Here is a 16,573-nt window from a genome sequence, read left to right as displayed (position 1 = left end):
CCAACCGGGCGACTGTTAATAATCTAACAACTACATTTCCAATGTGCGATGGGGACAACTCCCCTGCCGCTCGCAAGCTCGCGCCGGGACCCTCACGATCGGGGCGCCAAGCAGCTAGCGCTCGTGATCCATGGTGGTGGCCACTTGCAGCTTAAACGCCTTGCCCCTGCCCACGACGAATCCGCGGCCCGGGACAAACTTATTGTTGTGCAACCGGCCCAGCGAGGTATTCATCAAGGTGTCGCCCTCAATGTCGCTCGGGTTCAGCAGCAGGCCGCGGCGGCCTGACTTGAACAGCCCGGCAATGCTCCATGCAGCAGCCCAGGTGGAGGTCTCGCCTTCGCCCACCACAAAGAGGTTCGCCTTAATGGCCGATTTGATCAAGGTGACCAGATCCATTTCGGCCTCAGAATCGGCAAACTCCGTGACCCCCTCAATGAAGAATGCCACCGGCGTGGTTTCGCTTTCCACAAGGTCAATGAAGCGCTGCAGCTCCGGTTCCAGCCCCGCAGCCGTGACGATGGCCTCGTCCCACACCGACAGGTTGGCCACCGCCGATCGTCGCGAGCCGAAGTACACGCGGCGAGTGCCCGGCGTCGACCGTTTGAACGCCTCCGCCAAGGTGACCAGGGCAGTGGTGCGCCCGGACGACGGCGGCCCTGTGAGCATGAGCGCGCCGCTGGCTTGCAGTCCTGCCGGCTCCAGGTTGTAATCGTCCACGCCAATGATGACGTTGCCAGGGGTTGCTTCGGGGAGCACGTTCAAATCCAGGCTCTCGGGCAGCGACTCGATCCGCGGGGCAGCTGGCACGCCCTGACGGCGCATGGTCTCGCCCAGGCTCGCCACCTGACGCGCCTGCAAAGCCAAGTTGGGCGTTCCGCCGAAGATCGCCATCTGGATTTCGCCGCCGTCGATCATGCCGCGCCCGGGAGGCGATGCGGCGTCAAGGACGTCGCGGGGCAGGCCCAGGTTGGAATAGTCGTCAGCCGTTGCCATGCGGAACACCAGCAGGCGCTGCACGGAGGACGCCAACGACGCCGGGAGCGACTTCGGGCTGTCACCGGCAATGACAATGTGGACACCCATGGGACGACCGTCAGTGGCAATCTGCTGCAGGGTTTCGAACTGGGTCATGCCCACCCGGAATTCGTACAGCTCCCGGAAGGTAGCCAAACCGTCCACCATGACAATGATGCGCGGTTCATTGGGCTTGTTGGCCAGGCGGCGGTACTCGGCAATGCTGCCAGCCTTCACGGCCGCGAACGTTTCGGACCGCTCCTCGATGAGGCCGCGCACATAACGCAGCAGCCTGCCCACGCGCTCGGCGTCCTCGGCATTGATAATGCCGCCCACATGGGGCAGCGCGTCGAGCATTTGCAGACCGTTGGAGGCCGCATCGATGCCGTACACCTGCACGGGACCGCCACGCGGGGTGATGGCAGCGGCAACGGCAATGGTGCGCAGGGCCGCGGATTTACCCGAACCACTGGCACCTAGAATGGCCATATTGCCATCCTTGTCGGGTTCAAAGAAAACGGTGGGCTGGGCCTGGTGCTCCGGATCATCCATGACACCCAACACCAACTGCTCATCTGTGCGGGAGTTGGGCAGTTTGGAGAAGTCGTAGATTTCGGAGAGTTCGCTCAGCCACGGTTTGCGGGGCGGCTTAATGCCCAGCTCCACCGCGGTCAGGGAAATATTGGCCACGACCTTGGCGATGTCATTGGGCCCTGCCGATTCCTCCACAGGCGCCACAGCGAGCTCCTGCTCCCACGGGGCGCCGGCGCCAAAGTCCATCTCCACAATGTCAATGCGTGGACGTTGCGGGGTGCGCGTGGTCCAACCACCGGCATAACCGGTCTGGAAACCCTGAATGCGCCCGGGCCCAGTCTTGGCAGCGCCGCGCCCTGGAATGGACGGGCTGAAGTACGCCGCGGTGGGCTCCCCCAAAATGTCCTGAGAATCGTCAACGTCGGCCATGCGCAAGGCGATACGCATATTCGTGTTGGCGCGCAGGCTGTCCTTGATGACACCCGACGGACGCTGGGTGGCCAAGATCAGGTGCAGGCCCAGTGAGCGGCCACGTGCAGCCACATCCACCACGCCGTCAACAAACTCCGGCACTTCCTTGGCCAGTGCGGCGAACTCATCCACCACAATGATCAACGACGGCGGTGCCTCCGGATCCGCTTCCCGCTCCATGGCGAGCAGGTCCTTGGCCTTTTTCCGGTTGAGCAGATGCTCCCGGTAATGCAGCTCAGCACGCAGCGAGGTCAGAGCCCTGCGCACCAGGTGCGGGGACAAGTCAGTGACCAGACCCACGGTGTGCGGCAGTTTCACGCAGTCGGCAAAAGCCGCGCCACCCTTGTAGTCAACGAACAGGAAGGAGAGCCGGTCAGGACTGTAGGCGGCGGCCATGCCCAGGACCCACGCCTGCAGGAACTCGGACTTTCCGGCACCTGTAGTTCCACCCACCAGGGCGTGCGGACCTTCGGTCTTCAAATCCAGGTACATGGGTTCCACGCCCTTGGAACCCACCAATGCCCGCAGGGAACCTTGGTACTTGCGGTTCTTCACGGCCCGGGAGGCAACAGAGTTGTTTTCCAGCCACCGATCGGCAATGCCGGAGGTGCTTTCCACCAGATCGTGGCCGGCGAGTGCCACATAGGACACGCTCCGCGGAAGGTCAGAATCGTCGTCGACAGGCGTTCCGGAGTCAACCACGGGTGCCATCATGCGGGCCAGCTGGGAGGCCAAGTCCAGGCTGACGCTTTCACAGCTCACGGGGTACGTCAGTTGGCCCAGACGGACCTGGCCGGTGGTGGCGGTTTCGGCAACATGGACAAAGTCGCGGCACGGAGCCGGTAAGGCTTCCACGGAACCGGCAACCCACATGATGTGAATGCCGGCATCTGCGCCATATTCGGTCAGGCGGGTCAGTCGGGCCCGGTCCACCTTGACATCATCTTCAATGATGACCAGCATGACGGGGGTTGCCGGCGCCGGCGTTTCTGCCTTGGCCGGGTCTTGACTGCCGCGGTGGGCGGCGGCATGGGCGGAAAGGTTGACGCCGCGGGTGACCATGAGGTCCTCCAATGCGGCCAGCAACACACTCGCCGCCCCGCTGCCGGAGGCCAAATGATCCGAGCCTAGCGGGGAATGGACGGAGTCCACGTGTGGCAACCATTGCAGCCACTCCCAGCGTTGCTTGGACTCAGCGGAGGTCATGGCGGCCACGGCCAGTTCCGCTGGCGAGTGCAGACCTACGGCCTGGAGCACCAGAGCGCGGGCCACATCGTCCACCACGCCGCGCGGGCCGGCCACGCCTAGGGCGCCGCTGTTGCGCAACTGTGCCACCACCGGGACACCGTCAATGTCGGAGAATTCAGTCTTCAGGTCCTGAATTTCTGCCATGTATTCCGGTAGTGTCTCGTTACTGTCACCGACTTCAACGGGGGTACGTGAAGGCTGGCGGCCAACACCAAGACGCAGGGACAAAAATGCCTTGTGTTCAGGACGGTGGGTCCACATTAGCGGGCCCAGCTTGTAAATAGCGTCAACAGTTTCCGCCGTCGACGGCGTTTCGGAGAGACGGATGGCACGCTCAACTTGCGCACGCGCCGTCATTTGGCGGCGGAACTCCTTGACGGAGCCACGGAACTGCTCGATGGATTCGCGGAGTTCGCGTTTGGCATTGACTTTCTGATCCACAAAACCGCCAATGATCATCAACGGCATCATGGCCATGAAGATGACACTGAACAGGCTCTTGGTCACGCCAAACATGACGGCACCCATGAGTATCGGGGCAACCAGCATGACCAGAGGGAAGCGATCCCGACGCGGTCGCTTGGGACCCGCGGGGACGGTTTGCTTCTCAATTTTGAATTGCGCCACCACACGCGGAGAGCGGTTGAATTCCACCAGGGGGCTGGTAGGACCGGCGTGGGAGCCGCGGCCCAGGCTGACCACGGAAATGGTGGTCTCCCCGAGCGTCACCTCATCCGAGGAGCCCAGCATGGCCCGGGAGATTTGGATCCCCTCCATCATGAGCCCGTTGGCGGAACCGGTGTCCACGATTTCCACTGTCTCGCCAACCGTGATGCGGGCATGCCGTTTTGAGGTCATGGGGTCGCTGAGCCGCACATCTACGTCAAAGTCACGCCCCACGTAGCTGGTGCCCGACGGCAGTGCGAATTCCTTGCCGGCATCCGGGCCGGCCATGACGCGCAGCGTGGCCGCGGCCGGCCCTCTGTCTTGGTTGGGCAAGGAGAAGGACTCGCTGACCTGGGTGAGTGAAACCGTGGCCCCGGGGCGCAGCCCGGATTCCAGCAAGTTACCCTCCGGCGGCAGGGTGCGCCCTCGAACGCCGCCCACCATGGATTCCTCCACGAGCAGGGACAGGTTTTCCGGCGCCTGCGCCCCCTTACGTGAGGGGTCGGAGAGGTACAGCTCCGTGGCAATGTCACCCACCGAGGCCATGCCGTCCACCGTCACGGCGAGGTTCTTATCCCCTTGCGGTTCGCGCCGAAGCGTCAGTCGCAGCCTCATTCATCATCCATTCCGCGTTGGGTATCCAACAGGGGCAGGTCATCGGAGGTGACCAAGTGCGAGGTCACAGCATGCTCCACCAGCCGGGCACGCCTGTTAGTGGCTAGTTTTCCACCGCCGCCACGCAGCCCCACAACGCCCACACGGTCTAGCTTGTCGCACACGTTATCGAGCTTGCGGTTGAACCGGGTTAGGGCCCAACCCAGCCGTTTGGCTGCTTGGGCCGAGGACGGGATGGAGCTAAAGCCCGTTCCGCCGCGGCGCAGCATGGGCTCGGCCAAGGCCACAATCAGCGCCTTCTGCGAGGGCGTGAACACCACCGGACCAATGGTGGTGGAGCCGGCGGAGTCATCTTCCCGGCTCTGGGACATGAACGACGGCGAATCCAAATGCACTGAGAACTCGTACGTGGTGGGGCCAGCCGTGAAAATCACGTTGGTCTGTTGGAACACGAGCGGAATGCGCGCCCCAGGGGCCATCCACGCCTGCATGCCACCGGCAGCGTCGGCGATGGTGGCACTGAGCATGGTGCCGGCATTGGTGAGCCACCAGATGCCGTCATATTTGCTGACTTCCAAGAACTTCCTGTGCAGATACGGGTTATCGTCAACCTCAATATCGCCCTCACGGCCAATGCTGAAGACGCCCTCGGGCGAGGGTTCATACCATTCGCCACAAAAATCAATTGTCAGTTCAGCCATGACGGCAGCCCCCTAGTTGGTTCATGGTGATTCAAGGTCACTTGGAGCACTTTCTGGTCTCGTCCGAGACATTTCCGCTTTTGCGCAGCAGTTTCACGGCAATGCATGACTCTCCATTGGCGCCGTTGACCACAAAAACTCTGTTCTCCGGAACTCTCTTGAACTCCCCCGAATCCACTACGCTGACGGCGGCCCACATGTACTGGTCGCCCTCCTGCGGATCCGGATTCTTCCACGTCCATTCGGCCCCGCCGTTGATGGGCTTGGCGGCCAAATCAGTCACCTGCGGCACATCGGAGCCCACCACCAGCGCCGTGGGTGGCGCGGTGGGTTGGACCACCGTGTCAATTTTGTCCGGTGCCCCCACGTTGAGGAAGACCACAATGCCAACGACGACGGCGGCCACAAGTACCAGCCCCGAGACGACTCCCAGCCACATCCCCTTTTTCTTCGCCGGTTCCAGCTCGGGTACGTAGGAGTCTGCGGCCGGGGCCAGTAGTTCGTTGCGTCCCACTGTCTGGTCCAGAACATGGCTGGAGGCACCATGGTGCTGGCCGAACTGGATCTGGCTGGCAGAGTTCTGGCCGGTAGGGTTCTGCGCAGGTGCAGCGCTGCGGCTGCCGGTGTCGTTCCAGGCTGTGGGCGAGGCGATATTCGAGTAGCTCTTGGGGACTGTGGCCCCACCCGTGGTGTCAAGAGATGGGACTGTCTGGCCATTGCGCGTCAGGTTGCCGGTAGAAGCCGTCACCCCGGGGTTAGTCATGCCAGAGCCAGCAACTCCGGGGACGTTGTTGATTTGCGGCGGCGCCGTGAAGGAGGCGCTCGCGCTGGGAGTGTTACGCGATGGGAAACTGGGGTTACTGGTGCCAGCGTCCGGATCGATGGAGATGATGGAGCGCACCCGGGTGGCCTCTGAATAATCATCAGTTTGGCTGGGCCGTCCGTCGTGGACAACAATATCTTCCTGCACCTCAAAGGGCGTGACCGAATAGTTCAGGTCCGCCTGCACACGCATGAGTGCCCGGGCAAAATCTTTCGCGCTGCTGTAGCGCGAACTCGGGTGTTTGGCCATGGCTGTGGCCAAGACCATTTCCAAGGCTTCGGGAATATCAGCCCGACCCAATCGGGGCAGCGGCATGGAGGCGATCCGGTCGCCCAGGATCCGGTAGGAATTCTCGGCACCCGGAATGACGAACGGCGAATGCCCGGCCAGCAGGGTATAAATCGTGGCGCCCAGGGCCCAGATATCTACTTTGACGCCATCCGTTGCCCCTGAGGCGAAGGATTCAGGTGGTGACCACGGCACTGACATGCCGCCGCCGTCGTCCTGCAGGGCATCCATGGTTGCGGAAATACCAAAGTCGGTCAGTGCTGGCCGGTTGTAGTCCGTGACCAGAATATTGGCAGGCTTGATGTCCCGGTGTGCAATGCCCGCACGGTGCGCGGTCTCCACGGCGGAGGCCACCTGGATGCCAATTTCCATGGCTTTATCGGCACTGAAACGGCCCTGCTTGAACTGCATGTCCAGGCTGGGTCGCGAGCAGTACTCCATGGCCAGGTACGAGTGCCCGGAATCGGTAATCTCGGCTTCGTAAATGGTGACAATGTACGGGTGTGCGGACAGCTCGGCCATGAGGTTCGCCTCAGACTCAAAGCGGGTCCTGGCACCAGCCGTTTTCAGGTCTGCGGTAAGGACCTTAATGGCAACCTTGCGCCGGGGGCGTTCCTGCTCATACAGGTACACCTCAGAGAAACCGCCCGATCCCAGACCGGAGATAAAGGTGTAGCCCGGAAGTTGCGGGGGCGCCGCAGCTGCGCGTCTATTGCTCACAACAGTCCGTCAAAGAGGAGAGAGATGCCGTCTCCCAGTTCGGCAATATCCCCGTTGAGCAAAATGGCTTCTTCTCCCTGGCTCAGGCGGCGCGGGGCCTGGCCTTCGCGCACCAGGACAGTTCCGTTGGTGGCCTTCAGATCCACCAGGAGAACGTCCCAGCCGTCAAGGCGCACTTCGACGTGAGAGCGTGAAATATCGTCGTTGCCGCTCTTGACCTGGACCAGTCGGGGCATGGCGCCGCCCATGACCCGGGACACCGATGGTTGGCGGCCAATAATGAGCGAGTGGTCAAGTTCCACCGATTCGCCACTGGAAATGTGCATGGTGCCCAGTCGCGGACGGCCCACTTCACGGGGTTCGGAGTTGAGCACCGCACCGCAATCTGAGCACTGTGAACGGCTTGGCGGGTTGGCATGGCCATGCAAGCACAACCGTGCCAAAACCATCGGTCCGGTGGGCGGCCGTGATTCCAAAGGAGTCGCGGCAGCCAGACCCTCCTCCCTCTTCACATCGCTACTCATGACTGTCTGGCCATCATGATCGGGGTCAAAAGGCTGGTTTTCAGCAGCTTCCCCTTGCTGGTCTTGCTGGTCTTGCGGGAGTGATTCCTGAGCATCCAGTGCGCCGGGCTTACCCCACGGCACCGAGTCAATCATGAGGGACGGCGTTGGTTCCTCGGCTGCCGCAGTGTCCAGGGCGCCGGTGGTTGAGCCCGTCTCCGGGGAGTATTGTGCAGATTCCGAGTCCTGCGAATCCTGCGCACCTTCGTGGTCGTTGCCTGTCAGCGGAGGCAGCGATGGAAGGGGCGGAAGCACGGGATCAGCATTCGGCGAGGTGATCGGCAAGCCGTTTTCATCCAAACGAACGGCTGCGTCTTCCACGCTTCGGGTCACCGTGGGACCCCACAAGTGATCATAACTAGTGGTGAACGAGCCGTCATCGGCAGGCGATGATGTAGCTGGATCTTCCACTGCCGAACCATCGCTGTCCTGATCGGATTCATCGGGCTGATCCTGGTCCTGGTCCTGGTCCTGGTCCTGGCTGCCATCATGCTGCTCAGGTGTATGGCTGGCAGAGTCGAACTGCTCGGCATCATTGGTGAACTGCTCGCCCGAGTACTCCGCCTCCGGCGAATCGCCAGCGGCAGAGTCCTCATCGTGCATATCGGGGCGGATGGTCAGATTCAAATCATTGATGGCATCTACGTCGTTTGCTTGCACAGGAGCCAATTGGGCAACCCATTCGGCATCAGCAGCCTCGGCCGCCATGGCGAACCCGGCATAGGCGTCCGCTTCATCCGCGGTGTCCTCGTGAGTGTTCTCGTGAGCAGATGGCGCCTCTACGTCCGGCGCTGAGCTGTCATCCTCGCTGAAGAGCTCCTCTGAGCTTTCAGCTTCAGTGAACTGCCCCCCTGTGGCTTGTTCCTCTGTTGCTTGTCCAGCAGCTTCCTCCTCGGGCGCAAACCAATCGTCCTTGGCCAGCGAAGCTCCCTGCTCCTCCGGCACAGTTTCATCGGCCGCAGTCTCATCAGTAAATGCTGGGGATTCAGCGTCCGCAGCACCGTGTGCAGACAGGGCAGCGTCAGAGTGATCTCCAGTGTCCTGGTCCGTCAGCTGCTCCGTGCCGGCAGTGGGGAAGTACACGGTGGTGCCATCCAAATCGGCATCGGTGTCCTGAGCCCAGCCGGTCACCGGCGCAAGCTCAGCCGCTGTTTCGTCGTCAGCAGCCCAAACAGTGGCGGGCGCATCGGCGTCGTACTCGGTATCAGCGGACACCTCTGCAGCCTCAGGGGAGCTAGCCAGCTCAGCGGCAACGGGCTCATCGTTAGCCGCGACGCCCTCAGCCACGCGGTCACCCGCAGTGTCCAGGAGCAACGACTGCAACCGGACCACGGCTTCGCTCACAGCCAGGTCAAGCGCGGTGTCATCGGCTTCGGGGTCGGCCATGGTCAGTTCCAACGACTCCGGAAGCACCAGTGACCGCTCGCTCCAGGTGCTCACGTCACGGCCGGAAACTACCTCGGCGGATCCATTGAGGTGCGCGATGAGGGTGATGTCTCCGCGGAGGATGGCATGCAATTTATCGCTCTGAACCAGGATGGCGAAGCTGGGCAGACCTGTGAGGCCCGTGCCAAATTGGTTCGTCACCTCGTTCAGGACACCGTGAATGGTGGGGTCCTGGCCGAGGAAATCCCACAGCTGGTTCACGATGTCCGGATTGGTATTGCTCTCCAGCACGATGACAGAGCCGGAACGCACAATGCCAAGCCAAGTTCCTGTGCGGTACGTGCTGCTAACCATGATTCTCCTTGGGTGAAAAAGCTGCGGCAAAGGCATGAGCTGCCATGGCCGGGACTGCTGGGGCGTGGGACGGGAGCTGCAGTCCCATGGCGGGTGTGCTGCTGGTTGCTTGCTCGTTTTCAGGTGCGGGAGCAGCTTCTGTGGCTGTTTCTGTGGCTGCACCCTGTCCCGGGTCCTTCACTGAGGCCGGAATGGATTCCAGCAGTTCCTCCACGACAACAGGCATGCGCGGCAAGGTGTCATCCGGATCGGACTCGGCGGCGTTGGGGTTGTTCAGGGTTTGCTCGCCCGCACCGCCCAGGACGTTGCTGGCATCGACCACGATGACAGTGACATTGTCGCGGCCTCCAGAGCGCAGGGCAGCCTGGATCAGGGAATCTACAGCATCCTGCGGGTGACGCAAGGTGCTCAGAACGCGGTGAATCTGCTCATCGCTCAGCTCCCCGGTCAAACCGTCGGAGCAGACCAAAATCCGGTCTCCCTCTTCAACGGGGACCAGCCAGAAGTCAGCCTCAGTCTCGGATCCAGTACCCAGAGCGCGAGTCACCACGTGACGGCGCGGGTGCACCAGCGCCTCCTCGGCAGTGATCAGCCCTCCATCCACCATCTCTTGGACTTCGGAATGGTCCACGCTGATCTGGGAAAAAACGCCTTGACTCAGCCGGTAGGTTCGGGAATCACCAACGTTGAACACCAGCCAATACGGCACTGTGCGTTCTTCCACCAGGACCACGCCACTGACAGTGGTGCCGGCCCGGGCGTTGGCTAGTTCGCGGATGCGCGCGTCGGCTTGGCGCAACGCCTGTTGCAAGTCCAGCGCCGTTGCCTCCCGGGAGCCAGCGCTCAGCAACCGCTGGTTACTGAGCACTTCAATGCACTCTCGGCTTGCGACCTCGCCTGCTTCATGCCCGCCCATGCCATCGGCAACAGTAAAGAGCGGATCGGCGGCCAGGAAGGCGTCTTCGTTTAGCTCTCGCCGAAGTCCTCGGTCGGTGCCAAAGCCGAAGCCGAGGCGGACCCCCGAGCTATTTTCGCCGTGCTTGCCGTCCCCTGAACTCATACGTTTTCCACCAAGAAAGACCTGTCGCCAAAATGCACTCGGGAGCCAGGCCGAGCCAGGGCTGGGGTTCCACCCACCAATGGGATCTTCGCTCCGTTGGAAGAACTAATGGCGCTGCCATTAGTGGAATTTCGATCGGTAACCCACAGTCCTTCGCTCGAAACGCTCAGGTGAATGTGGGTCTTAGACACAGATCGGGTGGAGTCCTGAATAGGGATAAGACGGGAAATCATCTCCCCATCGTATCCGGCTGGATTGCGGCCAACGAGCGCCGTTGACCCCAACTCCTCGGTCCGTCCATCATCGAAACTCAACCGCAGCGCAGTCCTGGCTCCTTGCGGACGAGCGCGGGTCTCCCCCGCCTCATCATCGGGCGCAGCTGTTGCTGGAGTCTGTGCCCACGGGTTGGCCGAGACGGGATGCGCAGATTGAGCCTGTTGGGCCTGCGGACTGAACGGCTGTGACGGCTGGCTTTGCTCGCCCTGCCGGAACTGATCTGCCTGCTGGGCTGCAGGCTCTTGCTGCACGTTCTGCTGATGAAACTGCTGCTCCTCGGGGCCAGGGGCAACTGGTGGACGGGTGATCCCCGGAACATTGGTGATAGGTCCCTGATCCACCGGCAGTTGGCCAGCAGGCGCCGAGGGCGGCGGCGCAAATGGGTTGAATTGCTGTCCAGGTCCCTGCGGGTCCTGGAACTGGCCCTGTGCCTGCGGGTTCGCGTTCTGTTGCCCAACTGCCTGCGGAGCCTGGAACTGACCCGGCCTCTGGCTCGGGGTCTGAAGCTGGCCGTATGCCTGCGGGTTCGGGTTCTGCTGTCCATGTCCCTGCGGGGCCTGGAATTGGCCCGGCGTTTGGTTCGGGTTCTGGAACTGACTCTGCCCCTGCTGGCCGGCGAACTGCTGCCCCTGCTGGCTCTGGAATTGAATCACGGGAGGCGCGAAGGGATCCACAGCAAGCCCCTTCTTCTTATTTCGGCGTCCGGCGCGGGTAGCTGGAGCTGGAGCTGGAGCGGCGGCGGCCGTTTCCGGAGCGCCGGGGAACTGCCCTGCAAATTGCTGCCCTGCACCGGGTGCTACACCCTGCCCTGAAGGAGGAGCTGACGCCGGAGCGGAATTATAAGGAGAACTCGGCGCAGCAGGACGATCGGCTGGGCGGGCCAACGGCGACTGTACCTGCGAAATGGTGGCGACAGGGGCCGGAGAGAAGTTCTCCCGGTCCCCAATGCCGCCAGTCTCCAGTGGATTGCGGCCCTTGGAGACGTTGAAGACCAGCGTATGAGCTACCTTGTCGTGCCAACCCTGCTTTTTGCCGTTCTTGTCCCAGATGTTGGAAATCAGCATGACGATAGGTCCGGCGGTGGGGATCACGCTGCTGAGGCTAACCATGAGAGAGCGCAAGAAGATGGCCAGCAAACCCGCGGGGTGGCCTGCCATATCGGTGGTGCGCAACCCGAGCATCACATTACCCAACGTCTTACCCGTCTTGGCTTCCCACATCCACTGCCACACAACGTAGGCAATGGACAGCACCGAGGCCACGCTCAGCAAGACTATTAACCACGTGAGGTTCAACTGCGTTCCGCCAGTCACTGCAGAGGTGGAGATTAACGCCGAGCCGATGCCAGCGCCCGCACCCAAGAGGATTGCAGGCGGTACGCCGTCAATGATCTTGGCGGCCAAGCGCCGGCCCGCCCCACCATTGGCCAGGGCTGTTGCCTCGGCTGCGCGAGGATCCACCCCTACCTGCACGGGGGGAAGAAGGGGGCCTCCGGTGGCTGTGGAGACGTTGACTATTCCTGGCAATCTCTGGGCAGGCAGAGTCTGTGAACCGGGCGCACCAAACTCTGGCGCACCGCCCGAGCTGCTAGGCGCACCGGGTCCTGGAGCATAGGGGTTACCGCCAGCAGCGAAGGGATTCGCCGAAGGACCACCCAAAGGAACCGAGGATGGCGTGGGCGAGGCAGCCCGATTGGACACCGCGCCACCGCAGATCGTGCAAAAAGCCGCCCCTACGTTCAGGGCCGCCCCACAATTCCGGCAAGGTTCCGCCATATTTTGCGCCATTTCCTTACGTACCCTTCTTAGGACTTCTTCTTCATCATCTGCGCCAACTTGGAACGGATACCGTCGCCACCTTGGTCCTGCGCCGGCCCGGTGGCCCAATGGCCGCCTGGTGAATCCTTGCTCTGCTCCCGGCTCAAGGCTTTGCTTTGGGCGCGGCTTTGGGCGCGGGCCTTTGTATCGGCCAGCAACGAACGCGGTGAGAACTTTGCTCGTTGCCTTTTCCAGAATCCTACCGACCCACTCATGCCTTGGACGGAATGTTCCACATGTTGCCAGTATGTGGCGACATCTTCTTCACTGGGTTGGCCCGGTCCGAAGATGGCTGCATCGGCCTTTTCGGCCAGCAGCGCGGTGGTGCCTTGCGTGGTTGGGAAGGCGCTGTAGAGCGAAACAGCCGTTTCCCGGCGGGTTCCGCTGCTGTTGACGCTGGCACCCAGGTCAGTGGCCAAGCTCATGACTTCTGACCAACCACCGCCCACCCGATCCGTGGGCAGGCCCGTAGTATGGCGCTTCTTACGGCGACGCGATTTCAGCACCACAATCAAAATCAGAGGCAGGGCAATGATGATGATCGGAATGGCAGCAACGCCAACGATCATCAGGATGGTCCCCCAGATACCGGCCTGGCTATCCTTCTTACTGTCGGTGTCCAGCGCATCGGGTGCACTGTCCGGCGGCAGATCGGCAGGTTCCTGCGGCGGCGGCGGGGGCTGGAGCACCTGCGGCTTGGGCTTGGAGGCGTTCTGCGGCTCTGGCGGGTTCGGCACATGGTCCTTGTCCGGCGTCGGATTGAACGGCACCCAACCGAGTCCGGCAAAGTTCACCTCTACCCAGGCGTGGACATCGGCACCCTTCATCTTGATGGTGGAGGCGCCATTGTTGGCATCCTTTTCATCCAGATAGAAGCCCATGACCACGCGAGCGGGAATGCCCAGGTGGCGTGCCATGAGCACCATGGCCGTGGCGTACTGTTCGTCGTCACCCACCATTTCCTTGCCGCTAAGCATCTTGGTGATGCGCGCGGCACTATGGCCCGAATTGGACTGGGTTTGCCCCTCCAGGCCGTTGCTGAACTTGCCCTCACGCTGGAAGGCTCCTTCCAAGGCCTGCACCTTCTTCAGCGGGGTGTCCGCCTCGCCAACAAACTCATTGGCCTTGGTGCCCACCACCTGCGGCACATTTTCCAGCTTGGGCAGATTGACTCGGCCAAAGTCGGAGCCGGCCAGCTTGTTGCCGTCCACCTGCGGGAACGCAACGTCCATGGAGTAGGCATCCCCCTTGGTCACGCCGGCCAGGTTCAGTGCGGTTCCGGATTCCTTGTTCAGGTACAGGGTGGGTGTGGCACCTTGGGCGCTCTGGTAGCTGAGGCTGCCCGCCACGGCCACATTGGGAATCCACACGCCTGAGTACCCATCAATGACCAGTCCGACGGCGGATCCCTCACCCTTGCTGCCCTGGCTAAGTGCGTTCGGATCTCCAATGGGGGCAAAGGATGCCGAGGAGTTGGGGTCCACGTTGAAAACGACGCCGTCATAGTTGTCCATGGCCGCAATCCGGACCCGGCCGTTCTTGGGCAAGCTCTCAGCGGTGAACAGGACGGTGTCCTTTTCATTCTTCACATAGTCGCGGAACTTTGTCAGAGGAGAAGGCAGAGCGTGCAGATCCGGCGGCGGTATCACGGTATCGCGCAGCACCTCCCGGTCGCTCGACTGGGTCAGAGCCGGGGCTGCGGCCATCGTGACGGCGCTGGCCACGAGAATGACCCCGGCACCTAGTCCAATACGGCGCAAGAGTGAGGTACGGGCACCTGCGGCGTCCTGCACCTGCTGATTGGCCGAGATGGATCCGGCCATTTCACGGCGCAGCAGCTCGTGGCGGTAGGCCAGCCAAACAATTGCACCCACCGTCAGCAGGGAGCCGCGCAGCACAGGAAGGAACACCTCGGCCGTGCCAAAGAGAATAGCCGTGATGAACAGGGCCACCACCGGCACCAGCGCCCAGTAAGCGTTGCGTACCCGCCAGGCCAGGGTGCCGGCCACTATGGCCGCTACAAAGGCTGAGAGATAGGGAACCACCAGGACATCAACACTGGTGCCAACCGGCGGCGCCAGCGTCAGCAACTGCTTCCAGGACAGCATGATGCCCAACAGCAGCCCGCGCAGCGAGTCCCCACTGGGGAGGAAGCCTAGAAGTGCCTCCTGAGGTGCGGCCAGGGCGCTGCCAAAGATCATGTAGACCAGGAAGCCCACACCCACCATGGAGATCAGGCCAAGGCGCCAATGGGCACCCATGGCGGCCACGCCCAGACCCAGCACAATGGCGCCGAAGCCGGCCACCAGGTACGCCGGATCGTGGCCAAATGTGGGGCCGAATCCCAAAATGGCGATGCCGAGCAAGACCGCGATAACGGCACCGTCAAGGATGAAGTGCCACCAGAGACGGCCGCCTGCGAACGCCGAGGATTGGCGCACATGGACGGGCCTGGGCGCCCTTTCATTCGGCACTCTTTCCTTCGGCGCTGCGGCGCCGGCACCGCGCTGGGCCCGGCGTCCGGCACGGCTGCTGGCTTGCCCGGGGGTTCCAGGCTGGTTTTCCTGCGGCTGTGCTGCCGCACTCCTTCGGGCGCTCAAGCGACGGCCTTTCTGAGAACTGCTGCCAGATCGCTGAGTTCGCCCAAGGTAAGGACTGTCAGGTCGGCAATGTTTGCCCGGGCCGCATTGGCCCCGGTGAAGCATCGGATGGCAAAGGCACGCACGCCCGGCGGCACGGAGGCCGCCGCACTGCGCAGTTGCGCCGGGGTCACCTTTGAGCCCACCACGAAGAACACCACGGAGGCATTGGGGACCAGGTCGGAGAGTGTGCGGGCCAGGTCAACGGAGTTGCCCCGTCGGTTGAAGCCTTCAAGCCGAGTCATGTCATCCAGCAGGTTCTTGCCCGTCTCACAACGGATGGGCCCCTTCTGGGTGATGACGCTGAGCTCGCGACTTTCCTTGATGGCCTGTCTCCCCAGCGAAGCCGCAGCAGAAATCGCCAACTCAAAATCGTCGTTGTGCTCGTATTCATCGGAGTTAATGGAGAGGGCAACGGCCATGTGGGAGCGGCGGGTTTCCTCAAACTGACGCACCATGAGCTTGCCGGTGCGGGCAGTGGTCTTCCAGTGGATATGGCGGCGATCGTCCCCGGGGACGTAGTCCCGTAGGGCGTGGAAGGCAATGTCCGAGCTGGAGAGCTCGCGGGTGGTCAGGCCCTCGAGGTCACGCAGGAATCCGGCGGCAGGGCCGTCCAAGGCGGTGGTGCGGGGGTGCACAAACAGGTCTGTGGGGTCCGTCCACAGCATTTGGCGGCGCAAGAGTTGCAGCGGATCGGCCCGCACGGAGCGCACCGGGCCAACGGTGATCACGGCACGGCGGGTGGTGGGAATGGTGAATAGGTCCTCGTGGATCTGATTAGGCGCCATGCGCGGCAGGTGGAACAGCGCCGTCGCCTGACCAACGGGCAGTTCCAGGGCGGCCGGCAGGACCTGGCGGGGCGAAGTGTTGGCCACGGCGATGCTGCCTACTGCGTTGTCGCCCACGGCAACACGCGTGCGGGCCAGATCGAGCTTGACGGCATACATTGAGGTGCCCAGCACAAAGGCTATGGCAATCAGCATCAACACCACGGCCAGCAGCGCGGCCACCTTGGCTTCCTGCCAGCCGAAGATCGCGCCGAGGATCCACAGCAGCACGGCTGTTGCCAACACCACCCAGCCCAGCGTGCTGACAGTGGCCAGTGCCGGGCTGATCCAACGTTTGAACCAGCCGGACACCGCGGTCCATGCGGGGCCAAAATAGATGGTGGCCACCTTGCCCGCCTCGCGGGTAAGCGATGCAGGGTGCAGGCGTGTCGGTGTTCCTTCGCGTCGGAAGGGGCGGGAGAGGAACTCCCCTGCTTTCCCTGCGCTGGCTTTAATGCTCATGGTTTACCTTCGTCATGGCTGTGGTGTGGCGGTGCTGCTGGGTGGCTTGGCCGGGCGCATGGCCCGCGGCGGTGGCCAGCTAAAAACTGCCGCTTGCGGTTGCTAG

The 16,573-nt window shown here is 62.5% G+C and carries 8 protein-coding genes; all 8 read right to left on the bottom strand.

From position 1 onward, the window contains the following. Nucleotides 1-114 precede the first annotated feature (114 nt). Nucleotides 115-4,551 (bottom strand): FtsK/SpoIIIE domain-containing protein, encoded by a 4,437-nt coding sequence (locus CXQ93_RS02595; RefSeq protein WP_104108899.1) that lies wholly within the window; start codon nt 4,549-4,551, stop codon nt 115-117. After that, entirely contained in the window at nt 4,548-5,252 is a 705-nt protein-coding gene (locus tag CXQ93_RS02590) for a hypothetical protein (RefSeq protein ID WP_104108898.1), read from the bottom strand. The genes CXQ93_RS02595 and CXQ93_RS02590 overlap by 4 nt, the downstream gene beginning before the upstream one ends. Before the next feature lie 37 nt (nt 5,253-5,289). Further along, nucleotides 5,290-7,083 carry a protein kinase gene (locus CXQ93_RS02585; protein WP_104108897.1) on the bottom strand — a complete coding sequence of 598 codons (1,794 nt, stop codon included), beginning with the start codon at nt 7,081-7,083 and terminating at the stop codon, nt 5,290-5,292. After that, entirely contained in the window at nt 7,080-9,386 is a 2,307-nt protein-coding gene (locus CXQ93_RS02580; protein ID WP_181036021.1) for an FHA domain-containing protein, read from the bottom strand. The genes CXQ93_RS02585 and CXQ93_RS02580 overlap by 4 nt, the downstream gene beginning before the upstream one ends. Further along, nucleotides 9,379-10,446, bottom strand: a complete 1,068-nt coding sequence (locus CXQ93_RS02575) for a PP2C family serine/threonine-protein phosphatase (protein ID WP_104108895.1) — start codon at nt 10,444-10,446, stop codon at nt 9,379-9,381. The genes CXQ93_RS02580 and CXQ93_RS02575 overlap by 8 nt, the downstream gene beginning before the upstream one ends. Then, nucleotides 10,443-12,422 carry an RDD family protein gene (locus CXQ93_RS02570; protein ID WP_181036020.1) on the bottom strand — a complete coding sequence of 660 codons (1,980 nt, stop codon included), beginning with the start codon at nt 12,420-12,422 and terminating at the stop codon, nt 10,443-10,445. The genes CXQ93_RS02575 and CXQ93_RS02570 overlap by 4 nt, the downstream gene beginning before the upstream one ends. A 104-nt stretch (nt 12,423-12,526) precedes the next feature. After that, on the bottom strand, nt 12,527-15,139 hold the full coding sequence (locus tag CXQ93_RS02565) for a transglutaminaseTgpA domain-containing protein (RefSeq protein ID WP_258068542.1): 2,613 nt from the start codon (nt 15,137-15,139) through the stop codon (nt 12,527-12,529). Further along, complete coding sequence (locus CXQ93_RS02560) at nt 15,136-16,467, bottom strand: DUF58 domain-containing protein (protein WP_104109182.1); 1,332 nt, start codon at nt 16,465-16,467, stop codon at nt 15,136-15,138. Before CXQ93_RS02560 ends, CXQ93_RS02565 begins: the two co-directional genes overlap by 4 nt. Between the last annotated feature and the right edge of the window lie 106 nt (nt 16,468-16,573).

Source organism: Arthrobacter sp. N199823, assembly GCF_002929705.1.
GTDB lineage: Bacteria > Actinomycetota > Actinomycetes > Actinomycetales > Micrococcaceae > Specibacter.
This window is presented reverse-complemented; position numbering and strand designations above follow the sequence as displayed.

Excerpts from the sequence above, each read along its gene's own strand:
- CXQ93_RS02580 (WP_181036021.1), bottom strand. The coding sequence starts at position 9,386 with ATGGTTAGCAGCACGTACCGCACAGGAACTTGGCTTGGCATTGTGCGT.
- CXQ93_RS02590 (WP_104108898.1), bottom strand. The coding sequence starts at position 5,252 with ATGGCTGAACTGACAATTGATTTTTGTGGCGAATGGTATGAACCCTCG.
- CXQ93_RS02575 (WP_104108895.1), bottom strand. The coding sequence starts at position 10,446 with ATGAGTTCAGGGGACGGCAAGCACGGCGAAAATAGCTCGGGGGTCCGC.
- CXQ93_RS02595 (WP_104108899.1), bottom strand. The coding sequence starts at position 4,551 with ATGAGGCTGCGACTGACGCTTCGGCGCGAACCGCAAGGGGATAAGAAC.
- CXQ93_RS02560 (WP_104109182.1), bottom strand. The coding sequence starts at position 16,467 with ATGAGCATTAAAGCCAGCGCAGGGAAAGCAGGGGAGTTCCTCTCCCGC.